16 protein-coding genes and 3 tRNA genes are annotated in these 14,956 nt (G+C 32.6%); 3 read left to right on the top strand and 16 right to left on the bottom strand.

Annotated elements, in window-relative coordinates:
- Positions 1-76: 76 nt before the first annotated feature.
- The 12 genes from OCV48_RS02385 to OCV48_RS02330 form a co-directional block, all read right to left on the bottom strand.
- The gene (locus tag OCV48_RS02385) at positions 77-520 is read right to left on the bottom strand and encodes an NUDIX domain-containing protein (protein WP_262558686.1); all 444 of its coding nucleotides are present in this window, start codon (positions 518-520) and stop codon (positions 77-79) included.
- 22 nt (positions 521-542) lie between these two features.
- Positions 543-1,604, bottom strand: coding sequence for a glycoside hydrolase family 25 protein (locus tag OCV48_RS02380; RefSeq protein WP_147591055.1), 1,062 nt, complete (start codon positions 1,602-1,604; stop codon positions 543-545).
- 59 nt (positions 1,605-1,663) lie between these two features.
- Positions 1,664-2,143 carry a hypothetical protein gene (locus OCV48_RS02375; RefSeq protein WP_021981771.1) on the bottom strand — a complete coding sequence of 160 codons (480 nt, stop codon included), beginning with the start codon at positions 2,141-2,143 and terminating at the stop codon, positions 1,664-1,666.
- Positions 2,144-2,402: 259 nt separating this feature from the next.
- A tRNA-Thr gene (locus OCV48_RS02370) sits at positions 2,403-2,475 on the bottom strand.
- A 57-nt stretch (positions 2,476-2,532) separates the two neighbouring features.
- Positions 2,533-3,141, bottom strand: a complete 609-nt coding sequence (gene sigH / locus OCV48_RS02365; protein ID WP_021981772.1) for an RNA polymerase sporulation sigma factor SigH — start codon at positions 3,139-3,141, stop codon at positions 2,533-2,535.
- 29 nt (positions 3,142-3,170) lie between these two features.
- Entirely contained in the window at positions 3,171-3,911 is a 741-nt protein-coding gene (gene rlmB, locus OCV48_RS02360; RefSeq protein ID WP_147591054.1) for a 23S rRNA (guanosine(2251)-2'-O)-methyltransferase RlmB, read from the bottom strand.
- A gap of 39 nt (positions 3,912-3,950) precedes the next feature.
- The gene (locus OCV48_RS02355; protein WP_021981774.1) at positions 3,951-4,394 is read right to left on the bottom strand and encodes a Mini-ribonuclease 3; all 444 of its coding nucleotides are present in this window, start codon (positions 4,392-4,394) and stop codon (positions 3,951-3,953) included.
- Positions 4,379-5,782 (bottom strand): cysteine--tRNA ligase, encoded by a 1,404-nt coding sequence (gene cysS / locus OCV48_RS02350; RefSeq protein WP_021981775.1) that lies wholly within the window; start codon positions 5,780-5,782, stop codon positions 4,379-4,381. Before cysS ends, OCV48_RS02355 begins: the two co-directional genes overlap by 16 nt.
- Positions 5,783-5,998: 216 nt before the next feature.
- On the bottom strand, positions 5,999-6,529 hold the full coding sequence (gene ispF, locus OCV48_RS02345; protein ID WP_021981776.1) for a 2-C-methyl-D-erythritol 2,4-cyclodiphosphate synthase: 531 nt from the start codon (positions 6,527-6,529) through the stop codon (positions 5,999-6,001).
- Positions 6,530-6,704: 175 nt separating this feature from the next.
- A tRNA-Met gene (locus tag OCV48_RS02340) sits at positions 6,705-6,778 on the bottom strand.
- A gap of 28 nt (positions 6,779-6,806) precedes the next feature.
- A tRNA-Val gene (locus OCV48_RS02335) sits at positions 6,807-6,879 on the bottom strand.
- A 103-nt stretch (positions 6,880-6,982) separates the two neighbouring features.
- Positions 6,983-7,837: a CPBP family intramembrane glutamic endopeptidase gene (locus tag OCV48_RS02330; protein WP_147591053.1), complete on the bottom strand. Its 855-nt coding sequence runs from the start codon at positions 7,835-7,837 to the stop codon at positions 6,983-6,985.
- Positions 7,838-8,140: 303 nt separating this feature from the next.
- On the opposite strand from OCV48_RS02330, the gene OCV48_RS02325 reads away from it, so the two are divergent.
- Together OCV48_RS02325 and OCV48_RS02320 are read left to right on the top strand one after the other, a co-directional pair.
- Positions 8,141-8,857 (top strand): AzlC family ABC transporter permease, encoded by a 717-nt coding sequence (locus OCV48_RS02325; RefSeq protein ID WP_021981778.1) that lies wholly within the window; start codon positions 8,141-8,143, stop codon positions 8,855-8,857.
- A gap of 171 nt (positions 8,858-9,028) precedes the next feature.
- Entirely contained in the window at positions 9,029-9,343 is a 315-nt protein-coding gene (locus OCV48_RS02320; protein WP_021981779.1) for an AzlD domain-containing protein, read from the top strand.
- Between the two features lie 84 nt (positions 9,344-9,427).
- Here OCV48_RS02320 and OCV48_RS02315 read toward each other — a convergent pair whose 3' ends face one another.
- On the bottom strand, positions 9,428-10,087 hold the full coding sequence (locus OCV48_RS02315) for a hypothetical protein (protein WP_147591052.1): 660 nt from the start codon (positions 10,085-10,087) through the stop codon (positions 9,428-9,430).
- A 419-nt stretch (positions 10,088-10,506) separates the two neighbouring features.
- On the opposite strand from OCV48_RS02315, the gene OCV48_RS02310 reads away from it, so the two are divergent.
- Entirely contained in the window at positions 10,507-10,848 is a 342-nt protein-coding gene (locus OCV48_RS02310; RefSeq protein ID WP_147591051.1) for a hypothetical protein, read from the top strand.
- Positions 10,849-11,045: 197 nt separating this feature from the next.
- Here the strand turns inward: OCV48_RS02310 and argS are convergent, their stop codons facing one another.
- The 3 genes from argS to OCV48_RS02295 all read right to left on the bottom strand — a co-directional run bounded on the left by argS (position 11,046) and on the right by OCV48_RS02295 (position 14,859).
- Positions 11,046-12,809, bottom strand: coding sequence for an arginine--tRNA ligase (argS, locus tag OCV48_RS02305; RefSeq protein WP_147591050.1), 1,764 nt, complete (start codon positions 12,807-12,809; stop codon positions 11,046-11,048).
- Between the two features lie 28 nt (positions 12,810-12,837).
- Entirely contained in the window at positions 12,838-14,064 is a 1,227-nt protein-coding gene (locus tag OCV48_RS02300; protein ID WP_147591049.1) for a UTP--glucose-1-phosphate uridylyltransferase, read from the bottom strand.
- A 192-nt stretch (positions 14,065-14,256) separates the two neighbouring features.
- Complete coding sequence (locus OCV48_RS02295; RefSeq protein WP_021981784.1) at positions 14,257-14,859, bottom strand: hypothetical protein; 603 nt, start codon at positions 14,857-14,859, stop codon at positions 14,257-14,259.
- Positions 14,860-14,956 lie beyond the last annotated feature (97 nt).

Genomic DNA, 14,956 nt, shown 5'->3' with positions numbered 1-14,956 from the left:
ATATCAAATTATCTGAATCTTATTTAATTAATTATTTTGTTCTATACAATTCACAAGCTTATTAGTTTGTCTTGCTTTATTTGTATATCTTATTTTCCATTTTAAGAAGTTCTTTATGGAATGAATCAATCCTGTTAAGTCCTGAAGCCCAGAGATATGCTCTGTCTACTTCGCCTATTTTATCGAGTGTAAGCCATTCCACACCAATTATAGTCTGCTCCTCTTTACTTAATTCTGGATCAGTTCCCGGCTTCGGCACCTCCTCATCGGAAATTTCAATTAGATATGTATGCACCTCACCTTTGTTATCAGGTTTAAACTGCACAGACAATTTTCTGACTATTTTACCTTTTACACAACTTTCTTCTTCTAACTCCCTAAGAGCCGCCTGCTCATATGTTTCGTCTTTTTCAACTCCTCCACCCGGCAGGCAATAAAAAGTTCTGCCTCCAAGTCTATGTTTTACCATCAATATACTGTCTTTTCTTATTACCATTGCCTGAGCTCTATCCCTGCGCATTTGCATACCGTACCTTTCCTCTTTACTCATAATCTTTGAAACTGATATTCATATCAACATTTCCTGTTATTCCGTCTACAGAACCATTCTCCGTATACTGCCATATATTAATTTTGTATGGAAAATAAAATTCTTTATCATAATAAGCATACCACTTATCATATTCTCCTAACTGTGACATATCTAAAGAAAGTGCATACCATCTTAAATTCGCATAAATCGCCGGAATGTAGCCACCATTACTTATTTCATTGCAAAACGCTATCGCTATCTGTGTGAGTTCTTCTGATGTAAGTCCCTCTGTTCTGACATCTTCATTTAATACATCTTCTGTATCAAATACTACAGGATATGTAATCTTGTATTTCTTTATGTTCTCCATTACAAATTCAGCTTCTTCTTTAGCTTCCTTAACAGATATTGCCTGTGAGAAGAAATATACACCAACTTTTATTCCTGCTTTAGTTGCACCTTCCAGATTATTAAGTGCAGTCTCATCTAAAACAAGTGCTCCTGAACCATATCCACGGTATCCTATTCTAATCATCGCAAATTCCACACCATCTGCTGCAACTTTCTCCCAGTCGATTTCTCCCTGATATTTTGATACATCTATGCCTTTATGTGATACAACTTTATCATTCTTTAAATACTCAATTTCACCATTCTCAAGATTGTTAATATTCTTGTTGTCAATATCATTTTTAGGTACGTTATCGGCAACCGGTAAAAATGAATATTTATTAGAAGCATATACAACTATATTTTCTGGAAAAAGTTCTCTAAGCATTGCCATTGTTCCTTTTCCATTCTCCATATAATCTTTTACTATTGATTTAACTTCATTGTTTCCACTTTCTTCTATTCTTGCATATGTATCAACTTCCTTTTTCTCATTATTACTTCTTCTGTAATAAAAAAATGTCGTTCCTGCCAATGCACCGGCAAGTAATGTTATCAGAACAGAATATATTTTCACACCTGCTCCGCCTTTTTTCTTTACCTTTTTATGAGTATCTTTGTCAACCTCTATATTGTCAAATTTATACTCATTGCCATCATTATAATCTTCTTTGTTACTCATTTTCACTTTTCCTTTTTGTTTCCTGTTTTTTATTCATAACTTTCTATACTATCTCGCCTTTATCTTTTTCTTGTATCTTTATTCGATAATTTTCTTTCATCCAAACTCATATAACGCATTTTACCGCTCTTCTTAGGAACTTCTCCTATCTCTGTGGCAATTAATGCACTAGATAACTCCTTTTTAAGCTTTGTTGCACATGTTGGACAATATCTTCCGTATCTTATATCTGTTCCACACATCTCGCAGGTTATGTAACAATCAGAGCCATCAGGTATCTCAATTCTGCCTTCTCTTAGGAATTTATCTATTCTGCTGACAGGTACTCCTGTTCCCTGTGAAATATTATATGCATTATCAGGACCATTTTCCTGTATATATTTTTTAACTTTGCCAAACGGAGATAATGTCTCATGTCCGCATTGTGAACACACATATATTCCAACTCCGGCATCTTTAAGTATCCCGCCACAATTCTCGCATCTGCCGACTTCTAGCAGTTTATACTCTTTATTCTTTAACGATTTATCTCTATCCATCTGATTTCACCCTTTCTACTGCCCATCATTCCATAAAACCATTAAAATAATATAGTTATGATACCATTTTTAATTATACATTGCAATCATAATCATAAATTACGGATAGCATATAATCTTTACATCTATATAATGAATTTTCCTTATATAACGAATATCCATCTACATAATAGATTCTTTTTTAATAAATATTTATCTGTAAAATAAATTTTAGGGTAAGCAGATAACTTCTGCTTACCCTATTCTCACAATTATAAAAAGCTGCCTAGCGGACTTGAACCGCCGACCTCCGCCTTACCAAGGCGACGCTCTACCGACTGAGCCAAGGCAGCATATATATTACAAACATTGATATTATATCAGATGATTAATTATTTAACAAGCAATATTTAAAACGACTTTATAAATTTAACCTTTTTCTTTATTCTCTGTATGGCATTATCGATTGATTTCGGTTTCTTATCCATTCTTTCAGCTATCTCTATATAATCTGCTCCGTCTATATACATTTTTAATACTTCGTATTCAAATGCACTTAATTCTTTCTCTAACATATGCTCAATATGAAGAACATTTTCCCTGTCAATATATAAATCTTCCGGATTCCTGTGATTAACATTCTGTTTATCCATATATAATTCGTTCGTAACATTGTCATTTAAAAAATTTAACAGCGGAAATGAAATATAACTATTTAACGGACTGTGCTTTTTACGGTTTGAAGCATTTATGGCTGAATAAATCTGTCTGTCAATGCAGAGATTGGCAAATGTCAGAAATGACGCTTCTTTTCTGACATCATAATCTCTTACAGCTTTATACAGACCTATCATTCCCTCCTGAATCAGGTCATCTGTATCGCCGCCGACTAAGAACATTGTTCTGGCTTTACGTCTTACCAGACCTTTATATTTATCAAGAAGATAATCTATAACCTCATCCTTACCATCTCTTGATAACTCTATGAGTTTCTCGTCCGTCATAACCGAATAATCCATTTCCGTCTCCATTCTGCCACTTATTAAAATTATAACATTCTCTGTCTTACAATTTCATATGCAAGTACGCCTGCTGCTACTGATGCATTTAATGAATCTATATCACCTTTCATAGGAATTGTTGCAGTAAAATCACATTTTTCCTTTACAAGACGACTTACACCCTCACCTTCATTGCCAATCACTAAGCCTATCGGCCCTTTAAGGTCAAGATTATACATTAATTCTCCGTCCATATCTGCACATACGAACCACATTCCTTCTTTCTTAAGTTCCTCGATAGTATTAGAAATGTTGGTAACTTTAGCTACAGGTGTGTAGTTAATTGCTCCTGCCGAAGTTCTTGCAACTGTTGCTGTAAGTCCTACTGCTCTTCTCTTAGGTATAATTATGCCATGAGCTCCTGCTAAATTAGCTGTTCTTATAATAGCTCCAAGATTATGTGGATCTTCTATATTGTCTAGAATAAATATAAATGGTGCTTCGCCCTTCTCTTTGGCATTATCAAGGATATCTTCTACTGTCGCATATTCATAAGCGGCCGCTATCGCAATTACACCCTGATGTTTGCCAGTATGCGACATCTGATCTAATCTTTCTTTTACTACATAACTGATAATTGTATTATGTTTTCTCGCTTCTCTTGTAATTGTATTAATCGGGCCATCATGACATCCGTCAAGTATAAACACTTTATCAATAGTTTTTCCTGCTCTGAAAGCCTCAATTACAGCATTTCTGCCCTCTATTGTAAGTTCTTCGTATCTCACACTTTCTCCATTCTGCAGGCACATTCTTCTCCATTCCTGCTATTTTTCATTCTTCTCTAAATAATCAAGTCCGCTTTTCATAAGCTCTAACATTCTGTCTGTTTCATTATTAAGATACAGATAACCCATAAGAGCCTCAAAACCGGTCGCTTTCTTATAATCGGATATGGTTGCATTTTTAGCCATCGTTACTGACTTTGCATTTCTTCCACGCTTATATATCCTTATTTCTTCATCGGTTAATTTATCCATTAACGACATAATTATCACTGCCTGGGAATGTGCATTAACATAACTGCTGCTCTTCTTATGAAGCTTGTTAACCTGGGTATTACCCTTAGTTACTACACAGGTTCTTACAATAATCTCATAGATAGAATCACCGATATATGCTAATACTAAAGGTGAATAATCGACTAAATCAATATCTCTTATGCCCATTCCTTTTTTAATTATACCGAATAATTCTAAACTCTCTTCCATTTTACGCCTTCTCTTGTATCCTCTAACACAATACCTTTATCAAGAAGTAATGCTCTTATCTCATCTGCTCTTGCGAAATTCTTCTCTTTACGTGCAGTCTGACGTTCTTCAATAAGTTTTTCTATTTCATCATCAATGCTTTCTTCTTTTTCGGCAATTATACCCAGTACGTCTGATAATGTAACAATTAATTCTTTTAATTTCTTTGCATACTCTTTAGATGAATTCTCGTTAATTGTAGTATTTGCAAATTTAACAAGCTCAAATATTGCTGAAATTGCATCTGCTGTATTGAAATCATCTTCCATGGCTTTTTTGAATTTCTCTGTAAATTCATCTGCCTTAGTGATATTTTCCTCTTCCTTAGGAGTAATGCTTTCAAGTGAAAGATTTTCTTCCATATGCTTTAAGTTACTTACTGCTGTAAGAATTCTTTCTAATCCGTTCTTAGCAGCTTCCATAAGTTCTGCACTGAAGTTAATAGGACTTCTGTAGTGAGCACTTAACATAAAGAATCTTAATACCTGTAAATCATATTTCTTGCTTATATCTCTTACTGTGAAGAAATTACCAAGTGATTTTGACATTTTCTTATTATCAATATTTAAGAAACCATTATGCATCCAATATCTTGAAAATTCAACACCATTAGCTGCCTCACTCTGCGCAATTTCATTTTCATGATGAGGGAAGATTAAATCTTCTCCACCTGCATGGATATCTATCTGGTCTCCAAGATATTTTTTAGACATAACTGAGCACTCTATATGCCAGCCTGGTCTGCCCTCGCTCCATGGTGATTCCCAATATGGTTCTCCATCTTTCTTAGGTTTCCATAATACAAAATCAAGCGGATCTTCCTTATTCTCTTCACCTGCAACTTTTATCTCTCTGTGGCCTGCCTCCAGGTCATCTATATTTTTCTTAGAAAGCTTACCATAATCTTTGAACTTTCTTGTTCTGTAATAGACTGTTCCGTTTGAGTCATAAGCATATCCTTTTTCAATAAGTTTGCTTATCATCTCAATCATTCCCTGAATTTCTTCTGTTGCAAGCGGATGCTTTGTTGCCTCTTTAACATTTAATGCTTTCATATCTTTTTTGCATTCAGCAATATATCTCTTAGATATCTCATCAGCAGTAACATTTTCTTCAATTGCCGTTTTAATTATCTTATCATCTACGTCTGTGAAGTTTGTTACATAATTTACCTGATATCCTGCATATTCCATATATCTTCTGACTGTATCAAATACAATCATAGGTCTTGCATTACCAATATGAATAAGGTTATATACTGTCGGACCACATACATACATTCTGACTTTTCCCTCTTCTATCGGTACAAATTCTTCTTTTCGTCTTGTCAATGTATTATAAATTTTCATTCTGATTAGAACTCCTTTCGCCTCTATTTCACAATAATGTATAGATTATCACATTAATTATTTCCTTGCAACACACTTATTCATATTAATTGTGTATTGCATTTTTTAATTTCAGATTGTATTTTATGAATTTTTATTCAATTTTTATTTATATTTGTATATCAATCATATACCGGATTTATTTTCTATTAAATTTATTGTCCAATATTATATTGTCTATCTGGCTGTACAACTTCCACAGCCACCACAGTTAAGTGCTCCATAAGACTGCTCTGTTGCAAGGCTTATTGATGCAATTGCCTGTGATGATATTCCCTCGCCATTTCCGGTAAAACCAAGTCCCTCTTCTGTTGTTGCCTTAACATTTATAAGATTTTCATCAATTTTAAGTGCATTTGCAATATTTTTAATCATCTGTTCTCTGTAAGGACCTACCTTTGGTCTTTGTGCTATAACTGTTGCATCAATATTATTTATCACGTAGAGATGCTCATCTAATAATTTTCCAACCTCTTCTAATAATTTAATACTTGATATTCCCTTATATTTTTCATCTGAATCAGGGAAATGCTTACCAATGTCTCCAAGTGCAGCTGCACCTAATAACGCATCCATTATGGCATGTAATAGCACATCTGCATCTGAATGTCCGAGCAGACCTTTTTCATAAGGTATCTCTACTCCACCAAGTATAAGTTTTCTATCTTCAACTAATCTATGAACATCATATCCTAAACCAACTCGCATATATCCTCCGTTCTGAAGCAACTTTTATACTTCTTTAATATGTAATTATATATTTCATTTAAGTAATTTTCTATCGAATAATATATCATATAATTTATAAATAAGAAAGCTACTTTATATTTTTACATAATATTATACAAAAAAACCGGAACAATAAGTTCCGGTTTAAATTCAGTAGCGGAAAAGGGATTTGAACCCATGACACCACGGGTATGAACCGTGTGCTCTAGCCAACTGAGCTATTCCGCCATATATGTCAGATACATTCTAAAAGTGATGGGACCTACAGGGCTCGAACCTGTGACCCTCTGCTTGTAAGGCAGATGCTCTCCCAGCTGAGCTAAGATCCCGTTGCCTTATCCTGTATCGAACTTGCTAGGATAGTATAACCATTTTAGAGATATTTGTCAATAACTTTTTTAAATTTTTTATTTTTTTTGTATTTTTCTGTTTTTACTTCAAATCTTCTTTCATAATCACTTCAAAACTAATAACTCCAATGACCAATTCTACTACCATTATAAGCAGATATATCCATATATTTCTATTTAAAAAGCTTGAGATGCCAAAGTAACTTGATATTACCGCAACTATATTTGCACACGCATGAATAATTATCGGTGCCAGAATACATTTATATCTCATATATACACATATAAGTATAAGCGATAATAGAAATGTATATGTTCCCTGCAACAGATTATAATGGAATACTCCAAATACAAGTGATGCTACAAATATTGCATATTTTGCATCGATAACCTTTGTTAATCCGTTAAACAAAAGTCCTCTATAGATTAATTCTTCTGCTATCGGAACCACAATTCCAAGTGACACAATCTGTAATATAATATTTCCTGATAATAATGCATTACTGGTATTCTCATAATTGCCTATTATATTATCAAGCGGAAGCATTGATACGAATCTCGAAAGGCCTACGCTTCCAATTGCTCCGATTATTACAAGATTGAAATAATCGTTTACTTTAAGACTTGTAAATACTTTAGATAACTTATAAGCTTCATAAGTATTTTTATGTCTGAAATAATAATATCCAAAAACAAATATTGCTATTGCTGCTGAAATAAATGTAATCAGATATGAATATTTATCAAGATTATTCGTTATATTATCCATAAATTTATATGATGATATAAAACTGTTACTGTTAGATGTGCTTTTCGCCTGTCTGACAAATATTATTATATCTGCTACCACTTCAACAAACATTGTTATAAATAAATATATTATCGGTGGACAAAATGCCATAATTATATTTTTAAATCTGATATCTTTTTCGTTCACATTTTTCTCCAATTATTTTTATTATTCTTTGTTTGAACTTAATATATTAAATAATACTTCATTCGATATATTTTTTCAATATTATTTGATTTTTAAATAATGCAATGTTATAATCTCTATGTTTTGTTTAATATTACAAAAGAAATGAGGATAGTGTAAAAAAATAATGCTGATGCGATTATTTTTTTACACGGCTATTTGTTTCAGAGCGAAAGCAAATAGCTTTTTGGGGCAGATGAGAAATCGCCTACGCGAATTTCTCACCGCCCCTTCGCAACAAGTCGCTCAGAAATGAGGATTATTATGAACAATAATAAACTATCAGATTTTAAATATGGTTTTAAAAAAGGTATTCCTATTGCCATGGGATATATACCGGTGTCTTTTTCATTTGGTTTTATGGCTGTAAATGGAGGGCTCCCTATCTGGTTAGCAGTCTTGATTTCGGTAACAAACCTCACAAGTTCAGGTCAGCTTGCTGGAACTAACCTGATTATTCATGGTGGAACCTTATTAGAAATCACACTTAATACATTTATTATTAATCTGCGATATTTCCTGATGTCACTCTCTCTTTCACAGAAAGTCGAGAAAAAAACTTCAATATTACATAGGCTTATTTTTAGTTTTGGTATAACTGATGAGACTTTTGCCCTTGCTGCCACTGAGCCCAAGGCATTATCAGCTTCATATATGTATGGACTTATTACAGGGCCATTTTGGGGCTGGACATTAGGAACACTCTTAGGTGCATGTGCATCAAGTCTTCTTCCTCCAAGTCTTAAGGGTGCTATGGGAATTGCATTATATGCTATGTTCATCGCTATAATAATTCCACCATCTAAGAAATCAAAACCGGTATTAACAATTGTCATAATGTCAATTGCAATTGTATGTATTATAAGATACATTCCTATATTCAGCTTTATTTCCTATGGTTTCAGCATTATTATTGCAACAGTCATATCTTCTGCTATCGGAGCATTTTTATTTCCGGTTTCCGAAGAAAATACAAGGTAATGCATATATAAAATTGATACAATCATTGAATTAATACAAATATAAATTAACGCAAATATAAATTAACGCAAATCAAATATATAACAAGTATAAATTATAACAGATTATTTTTATTTCTAACGAAAGGATATATATATTACACATATTTAGTAATATACTTAGGGTGATAAAATGACGAGAACACTGATTGCCGTCGGATTAATGGCTTTAGTAACATATTTACCAAGGGTTCTTCCAATGGCTGTTTTTAGAAAAGAGATTAAATCAACATATTTAAAATCATTTTTATATTATGTACCATATGCAGTATTAGCAGCACTTACATTTCCTGATATCTTCACATCTACTAATTCCGTTGCAAGCTCTATCTGTGGTACTGTTGTGGCATTATTCTTAGCTTATAAAGAGAAAAGTCTTGTTGTCGTTGCAGTATTCTCAATGCTTGCTGTATATTTAAGCCAGTTAGCATTTACATATATTTTCTAAACTATATAAAAACACACTATGGCAGGTGCTTATGCAACCTGCCATATGTATGTAAATTCTTATTTAATTTTTTAATTCTGTTAATTAAATCTGATTCTCTCTTAAGAACTTGTCGATAGCCATTATCTCAACACGAATATTTCTCATATGTTCAATATGTTTCTGGAAGTTACCTTTATCACCTAATAAGTTAAGTGCCTTAGAATTATCTCCTGTGTCAACAAGCGGAATAGTATTGAACTGGTTATTTTCAATATATTCAGCTGCTTTCTTCATCTCTTCAACAAGACTATTCTTATATGTTACGATTTCTTCTTCTAATCTAATCTTACGCTCTTCTTCTTTCTTAATCTTCATCTTAATAAGAACAGCGGCTGTATCAAGAATTACATCGTTAGCATTGAATGGATAAACTAAAACATTAGGTTTCTTAATCTTAATAAGCTGCTGACCCTTTTCATAGTCAATTCCTGCATTCTTCATAAATGCTGTAATCTCTGGGTCAACTTTTGGATATGTAAATTCTTCACCTTCTAAGTAATAGATTCCACTCTGGTTACTCATCACACCGGTATCAGTATCCATATCATATGTTCTAAATCCGATTATTCTAATATCACGAGCCGGATCATCCATTGCTAATACCTTTTCCATAATCACTTCAGGATTCTTATCCTCAATAGGCTGTGTATTATTAATAATACCAAATCCAATATTTAGAATCTGTACAAAACTTTTTACCATCTACATGTATCCCCATTTCTATAGTATTTTTTTATAAAAAAGAACGATTAAGATAAGTGTCCTAAATACAAACAAATATCCTGCAATTGCCAATAATGACTTAACTATTCACGAACTTTTCTATACATAAATAATATAGTACACACCCGCCTTTATGTCAACGAATTTTTTCCTGTTTTTATATAATTTACACAAAAATCATATTGATTTAATAGCATTTTCTAAATAAAATACTAAATATTTTTTATATTTTGTATTTTATTGTTTATTATTTTCATATTTTGTTATATAATAGATAAAGTTAATGTGTTTTACATTTTAATCTCTTATTATTTATGAAGTGAAAGCAAAATATATATTTATTATACTGTTTTGTAAGTACCCTATAATAAAACATTGATAGAAAGGATTTATGAAAAATGAGTCAGCAGAAAGTAGAACAATATAAAAAAGAGAAATCTAACAGAAAGAAAATGCTTGCTAAGCAGAAAAGAGAGAAAGTCTTAAGAGCTATCATAACAACTCTAGTTATTGTAGCATTCGTAGGTTTCTTTGGTTATTCAATATATAAAGATTACATTTATAAAGAGCCAGCTAATACAGAACCAACTACATACAGCCTTTCTGAGAAAGAGATTTCAAAGGCATGGAAAGAGGCTGAAGAATCAACTGATGAGACTTCTTCTGATGAAACTACTGCTTCTGATGAAACTACTTCTTCAGATGAAACTACTTCTAACAAAGAAACTACTGCTTCTTAATATTTTGACATCTAAGATATCATCTTAAAATTTTACCTGATATAATATTGTATATTAGAACTTGAAAAGAGTTTCGTATTATTTAATCAGCAAATAATACGAAACTCTTTATTTTTTATTGTCTTTAAGATTGTCACAAAGAGTAATTTTTAAACTTCGAAACTCTACAAATTACAAGCGAATTTTTCGATTACAAATTACATTCTGTCAGGTGCAGAGAATCCAAGCAAATCAATGCTCTTTTCAAGTATCTCTTTAGAAAGACTTATAAGATTAATATAGCCTGATTTTCTTTCTTCATCTTCACATGTGAGTATCTTTGTCTCATGGTAGAATTTATTAAATGCATTTGAAAGTTCATAGATATATGCACATATCTTATGTGGTGCAAGTTCCGAAACCGCATTTTCAATTACATCATTATATTTAGATAATACAAGCATAAGCTCTTTCTCACTCGCATTTAATGCTGTAAGAATCTTGTTATGGCTTACTGTAGAATTCTCTGCATATTTATTAAGTATAGACTTAATTCTAACAATTGTATACAGAATATATGGACCTGTATTTCCCTCGAATGAAGTAAATCTCTCAATATCAAATATATAATCTTTAGATGCCTGATTAGATAAATCACCATATTTAAGTGCTGATAAACCAACTATCTTAGCTGTCTGTCTTGCTTCTTCTTCTGATACAGAACGATTCTCCATTATCTTATCATATACAGCATCATTAATTTCCTTAATAAGATTCTCAAGACGCATAACACCGCCGTCACGGGTCTTAAATGGCTTACCGTCTTTGCCATTCATTGTACCAAAGCCCTGGAAGGTTAATTCTGTACTATCACTAACAAGTTTAGTCTTTCTTGCACAGCGAAATACCTGTTCGAAATATAACTCCTGTCGTTTATCTACTACATAGATTATGTGATCAGGGTTAAATAATTTCATTCTCTCAACGATTGTTGCCAAATCTGTTGTATTATACAGCGTTGCACCATTAGATTTAAGAATCATACAAGGTGGTATCTCTTTAGTATCTGTATCTTCTTTAACATCAACCACTAAAGCACCCTCACTTATTCTTGTATAATTATTATCTTTCATATATTTAATCATATCAGGAATATATGGCTGTGCATCGCTTTCTTTCTTCCATAATTCAAAATGGACATCTAGATTATCATAATTCTTCTTTAAATCTTTTATCGAAACATTTATTATATGATTCCATATTGCATGATAACCTTTATTACCATTCTGTAATTCAAATGTAGCCTGTCTTGCTTCTTCCTTGAATGCCTCATCTTCCTTAGATTTAGCATTAGCACAAGGGTAAATATCTTCTAATTCTGAAATTGTAAATGGTGGTTCTTCAGGATATTCTCCTGTATAATTCTCATCAAAATATACAAGGTCAGGCTTTCTTAATCTAAGTTCAACAATAATCAGACCCATCTGAAGTCCCCAGTCACCAAGATGAACATCACCTACGACATCATTCCCGAGATAGCTTGTCATTCTCTTAATACTTTCACCAATAACTGCTGAACGTAGATGACCTACATGTAAAGGCTTTGCAACATTCGCTCCACCATAGTCAATTATTATCTTCTTAGGATTATCTGTCTTATTGCATCCAAACATCTCATCATTCTTCATCTTATCAATATATCCGGCCACAAATTCTTCACTTATATTAAAGTTAATAAAGCCCGGCATAACCGCATTTATTTCACTAAATATATTATTACCTGAAAGTTTTTCAACGATTTCATTAGCTATCATTATCGGTGCTTTTTTATATGCTTTAGCAGCTGCCATAGCACCATTACACTGATATTCACATAAATCAGGTCTGTTTGAAATAGTTACCTTAGCATATTTCACATCATATCCGCACTCATCAAATGCTTTGACAAATTCGTCATTGATTAATTCTATTATCTTCTTCATTCTTAATCTCCATTTCTGCGCGATTTAATTATATCTCTACTCCATTGAGTTTCAATAATTCTCTCGCTGTATCAATCGAGTCAACACCCTCTTTATTCTTAACAGGTGCGAATTCTTTCTGTCTTTCCACTTCGAACACAAGACAGTCATCAAGCATATTTATCATATCTAAAATCAATGTCTCAAACTTGTATCCATTAGGTTCTTCGGGATTAACAATTTCACCTTTCTCATTGATATAAGGTATCTTCTTCTCTACTATATGATTGACTAATTTATTATTATTAATTTTTATCAGATCCTTAACCCTGAACAGATAATTAAGTGTCACACCATAATTATACGCTGGTTCTCCGTATGCATCTCTTGCTTCCATCATCTCTGGTGTAAGCTCATAGTATTCCACAATTGATGGCTTACCATTTTCTTTACACATAACACCGACTCTCTCATCAGGTTTTGATTTCTTTACTACTTTTGCACCCGCAGGACAACCTGATAATATGGTAGCACCAATAAATATAGGATCAGCTATTCTCTGTAACACATTGTCAACCGAGAACACATTAAGCCACTCTATTCCCATCTTATTCATCTTATCTAATAAGCCTGATGATACCATAGATGAAAACCATCCACCATTACCATTAGGTGAAAGTGCCAACTTATATCTGTCTTCCATAAGGAATTTTCCATCATAGCTGATACTTGGTGCCATATCCTGAACGAAAAAGTATACAAAATTCTTATCATATCCGAAATAGTTCTTCTCTTTAAAAAACTGTCTGGTATCAGAATCGTTCTTCTCACTAGTCATTACAAATAATGGTATATAACTTCCTGTTTTCTCTACTACATCCAAAAGATTTCTTATAAGTCTTTCAAATATGTATAATTCCTTAGTTATACCAATATTGAACATTCCCTTAGGCTTATCAAAACCCAGACGTGTTCCCTGCCCTCCAGCTAATAGCACAGCACCGACTTTACAATTCTTAATTGCATCAATTCCAATTTTCTCAAACTGTTCTCTATCTTTATTGATATCATCTTTTCTGAGGGCCTGTATAGGTTCATAGTGAGTTTCTTTTTTCTCATTTTTATTTTCTCTATTTATGTCAAGATATCCAAAGTTCAGGTTATTCAACTGCTCATCATATATACTTCTCTCTTTAGTAGATAAAGTATCATAATATTTCAGCAAATGTTCCTGACCATACTTTTGAATATTACTCCTTACTTCATTGTTTATCATATGCTGCTCCTTATCTGTCAACTTTCCATTGTTACATTACACATTCAAAAATACATAGTTTTAAACTTATACTATCCATACATTGCTATAGACTATATATTTCTTACATATCATAATTGTATATTCATCAGACGTACACAATAAGTGGTATCGCAAGTTCACTTGTAAATACCACTTATCGTTATGTCTTTTTTATAAATACATATCTAAATCGTCATCATCATATGAATCATTTTCATATGCTCTTGTCCAATCAATATTATTAGTTCTCTTAGGTCTTGTCTGCTGTCTTACAGGTTTGTTGTTCTTTCTCTCTGCCTGTTTTTTCTGCATTGCCTTTTTCTCTTTCTCAATTCTATTAATTATCTCTATCTTATCCGGCTGCTGCTCTTTTATCTTGTTATCTTTATTAGCGCTTGGCCTTCTTTGAGGTCTTGAATCTTCATCACTATCTTTATCATATGGATTTCCATAATTCCTGTCACCAAAATTCTTCTTATAAGATTTGTTTCCTCCGAATTTGTTATTCTGTCTGGAATCATTGTTCTTGAAAGAGTTCCTCTGTCCTCTGTCATTACCGCCGTTCTTATTGTCTCTATAATCTTTCTTGCCATCTCTTGGACCTTTGTTATCATTATTATTCCTTACATTTCTTCTGTCGTCATCTCTAGGTCCCTTGTTATATGACTTATAGTCTTTTTTCTCACCATTACGATAACTTGTTCCTCTTTCCTTTCCATCTCCATTATTCTTAGTGCCTTTGTTGCGACTTTCGCCACCGTTATTCGTAACCACAAATGTTCTCCTTCCATATGCTTTTGTAATTTGTACATAAATATTTTATATGATTTTAATAATAAGTCAACTGATTTTTGTCAAAAATCTAATCAAT

The organism is Bovifimicola ammoniilytica, from assembly GCF_025567085.1.
Classification (GTDB): domain Bacteria; phylum Bacillota; class Clostridia; order Lachnospirales; family Lachnospiraceae; genus Bovifimicola; species Bovifimicola ammoniilytica.
This window is presented reverse-complemented; position numbering and strand designations above follow the sequence as displayed.

What these genes read in the sequence shown, in the direction of transcription:
- OCV48_RS02355 (WP_021981774.1), bottom strand. Translation starts at nt 4,394, where the DNA reads ATGGAAGAGAGTTTAGAATTATTCGGTATAATTAAAAAAGGAATGGGC.
- cysS (WP_021981775.1), bottom strand. Translation starts at nt 5,782, where the DNA reads ATGAAAATTTATAATACATTGACAAGACGAAAAGAAGAATTTGTACCG.
- OCV48_RS02325 (WP_021981778.1), top strand. Translation starts at nt 8,141, where the DNA reads ATGAACAATAATAAACTATCAGATTTTAAATATGGTTTTAAAAAAGGT.
- sigH (WP_021981772.1), bottom strand. Translation starts at nt 3,141, where the DNA reads ATGGATTATTCGGTTATGACGGACGAGAAACTCATAGAGTTATCAAGA.
- OCV48_RS02300 (WP_147591049.1), bottom strand. Translation starts at nt 14,064, where the DNA reads ATGATAAACAATGAAGTAAGGAGTAATATTCAAAAGTATGGTCAGGAA.
- OCV48_RS02320 (WP_021981779.1), top strand. Translation starts at nt 9,029, where the DNA reads ATGACGAGAACACTGATTGCCGTCGGATTAATGGCTTTAGTAACATAT.
- OCV48_RS02310 (WP_147591051.1), top strand. Translation starts at nt 10,507, where the DNA reads ATGAGTCAGCAGAAAGTAGAACAATATAAAAAAGAGAAATCTAACAGA.
- OCV48_RS02385 (WP_262558686.1), bottom strand. Translation starts at nt 520, where the DNA reads ATGCGCAGGGATAGAGCTCAGGCAATGGTAATAAGAAAAGACAGTATA.
- OCV48_RS02375 (WP_021981771.1), bottom strand. Translation starts at nt 2,143, where the DNA reads ATGGATAGAGATAAATCGTTAAAGAATAAAGAGTATAAACTGCTAGAA.
- argS (WP_147591050.1), bottom strand. Translation starts at nt 12,809, where the DNA reads ATGAAGAAGATAATAGAATTAATCAATGACGAATTTGTCAAAGCATTT.
- OCV48_RS02315 (WP_147591052.1), bottom strand. Translation starts at nt 10,087, where the DNA reads ATGGTAAAAAGTTTTGTACAGATTCTAAATATTGGATTTGGTATTATT.
- ispF (WP_021981776.1), bottom strand. Translation starts at nt 6,529, where the DNA reads ATGCGAGTTGGTTTAGGATATGATGTTCATAGATTAGTTGAAGATAGA.
- OCV48_RS02380 (WP_147591055.1), bottom strand. Translation starts at nt 1,604, where the DNA reads ATGAGTAACAAAGAAGATTATAATGATGGCAATGAGTATAAATTTGAC.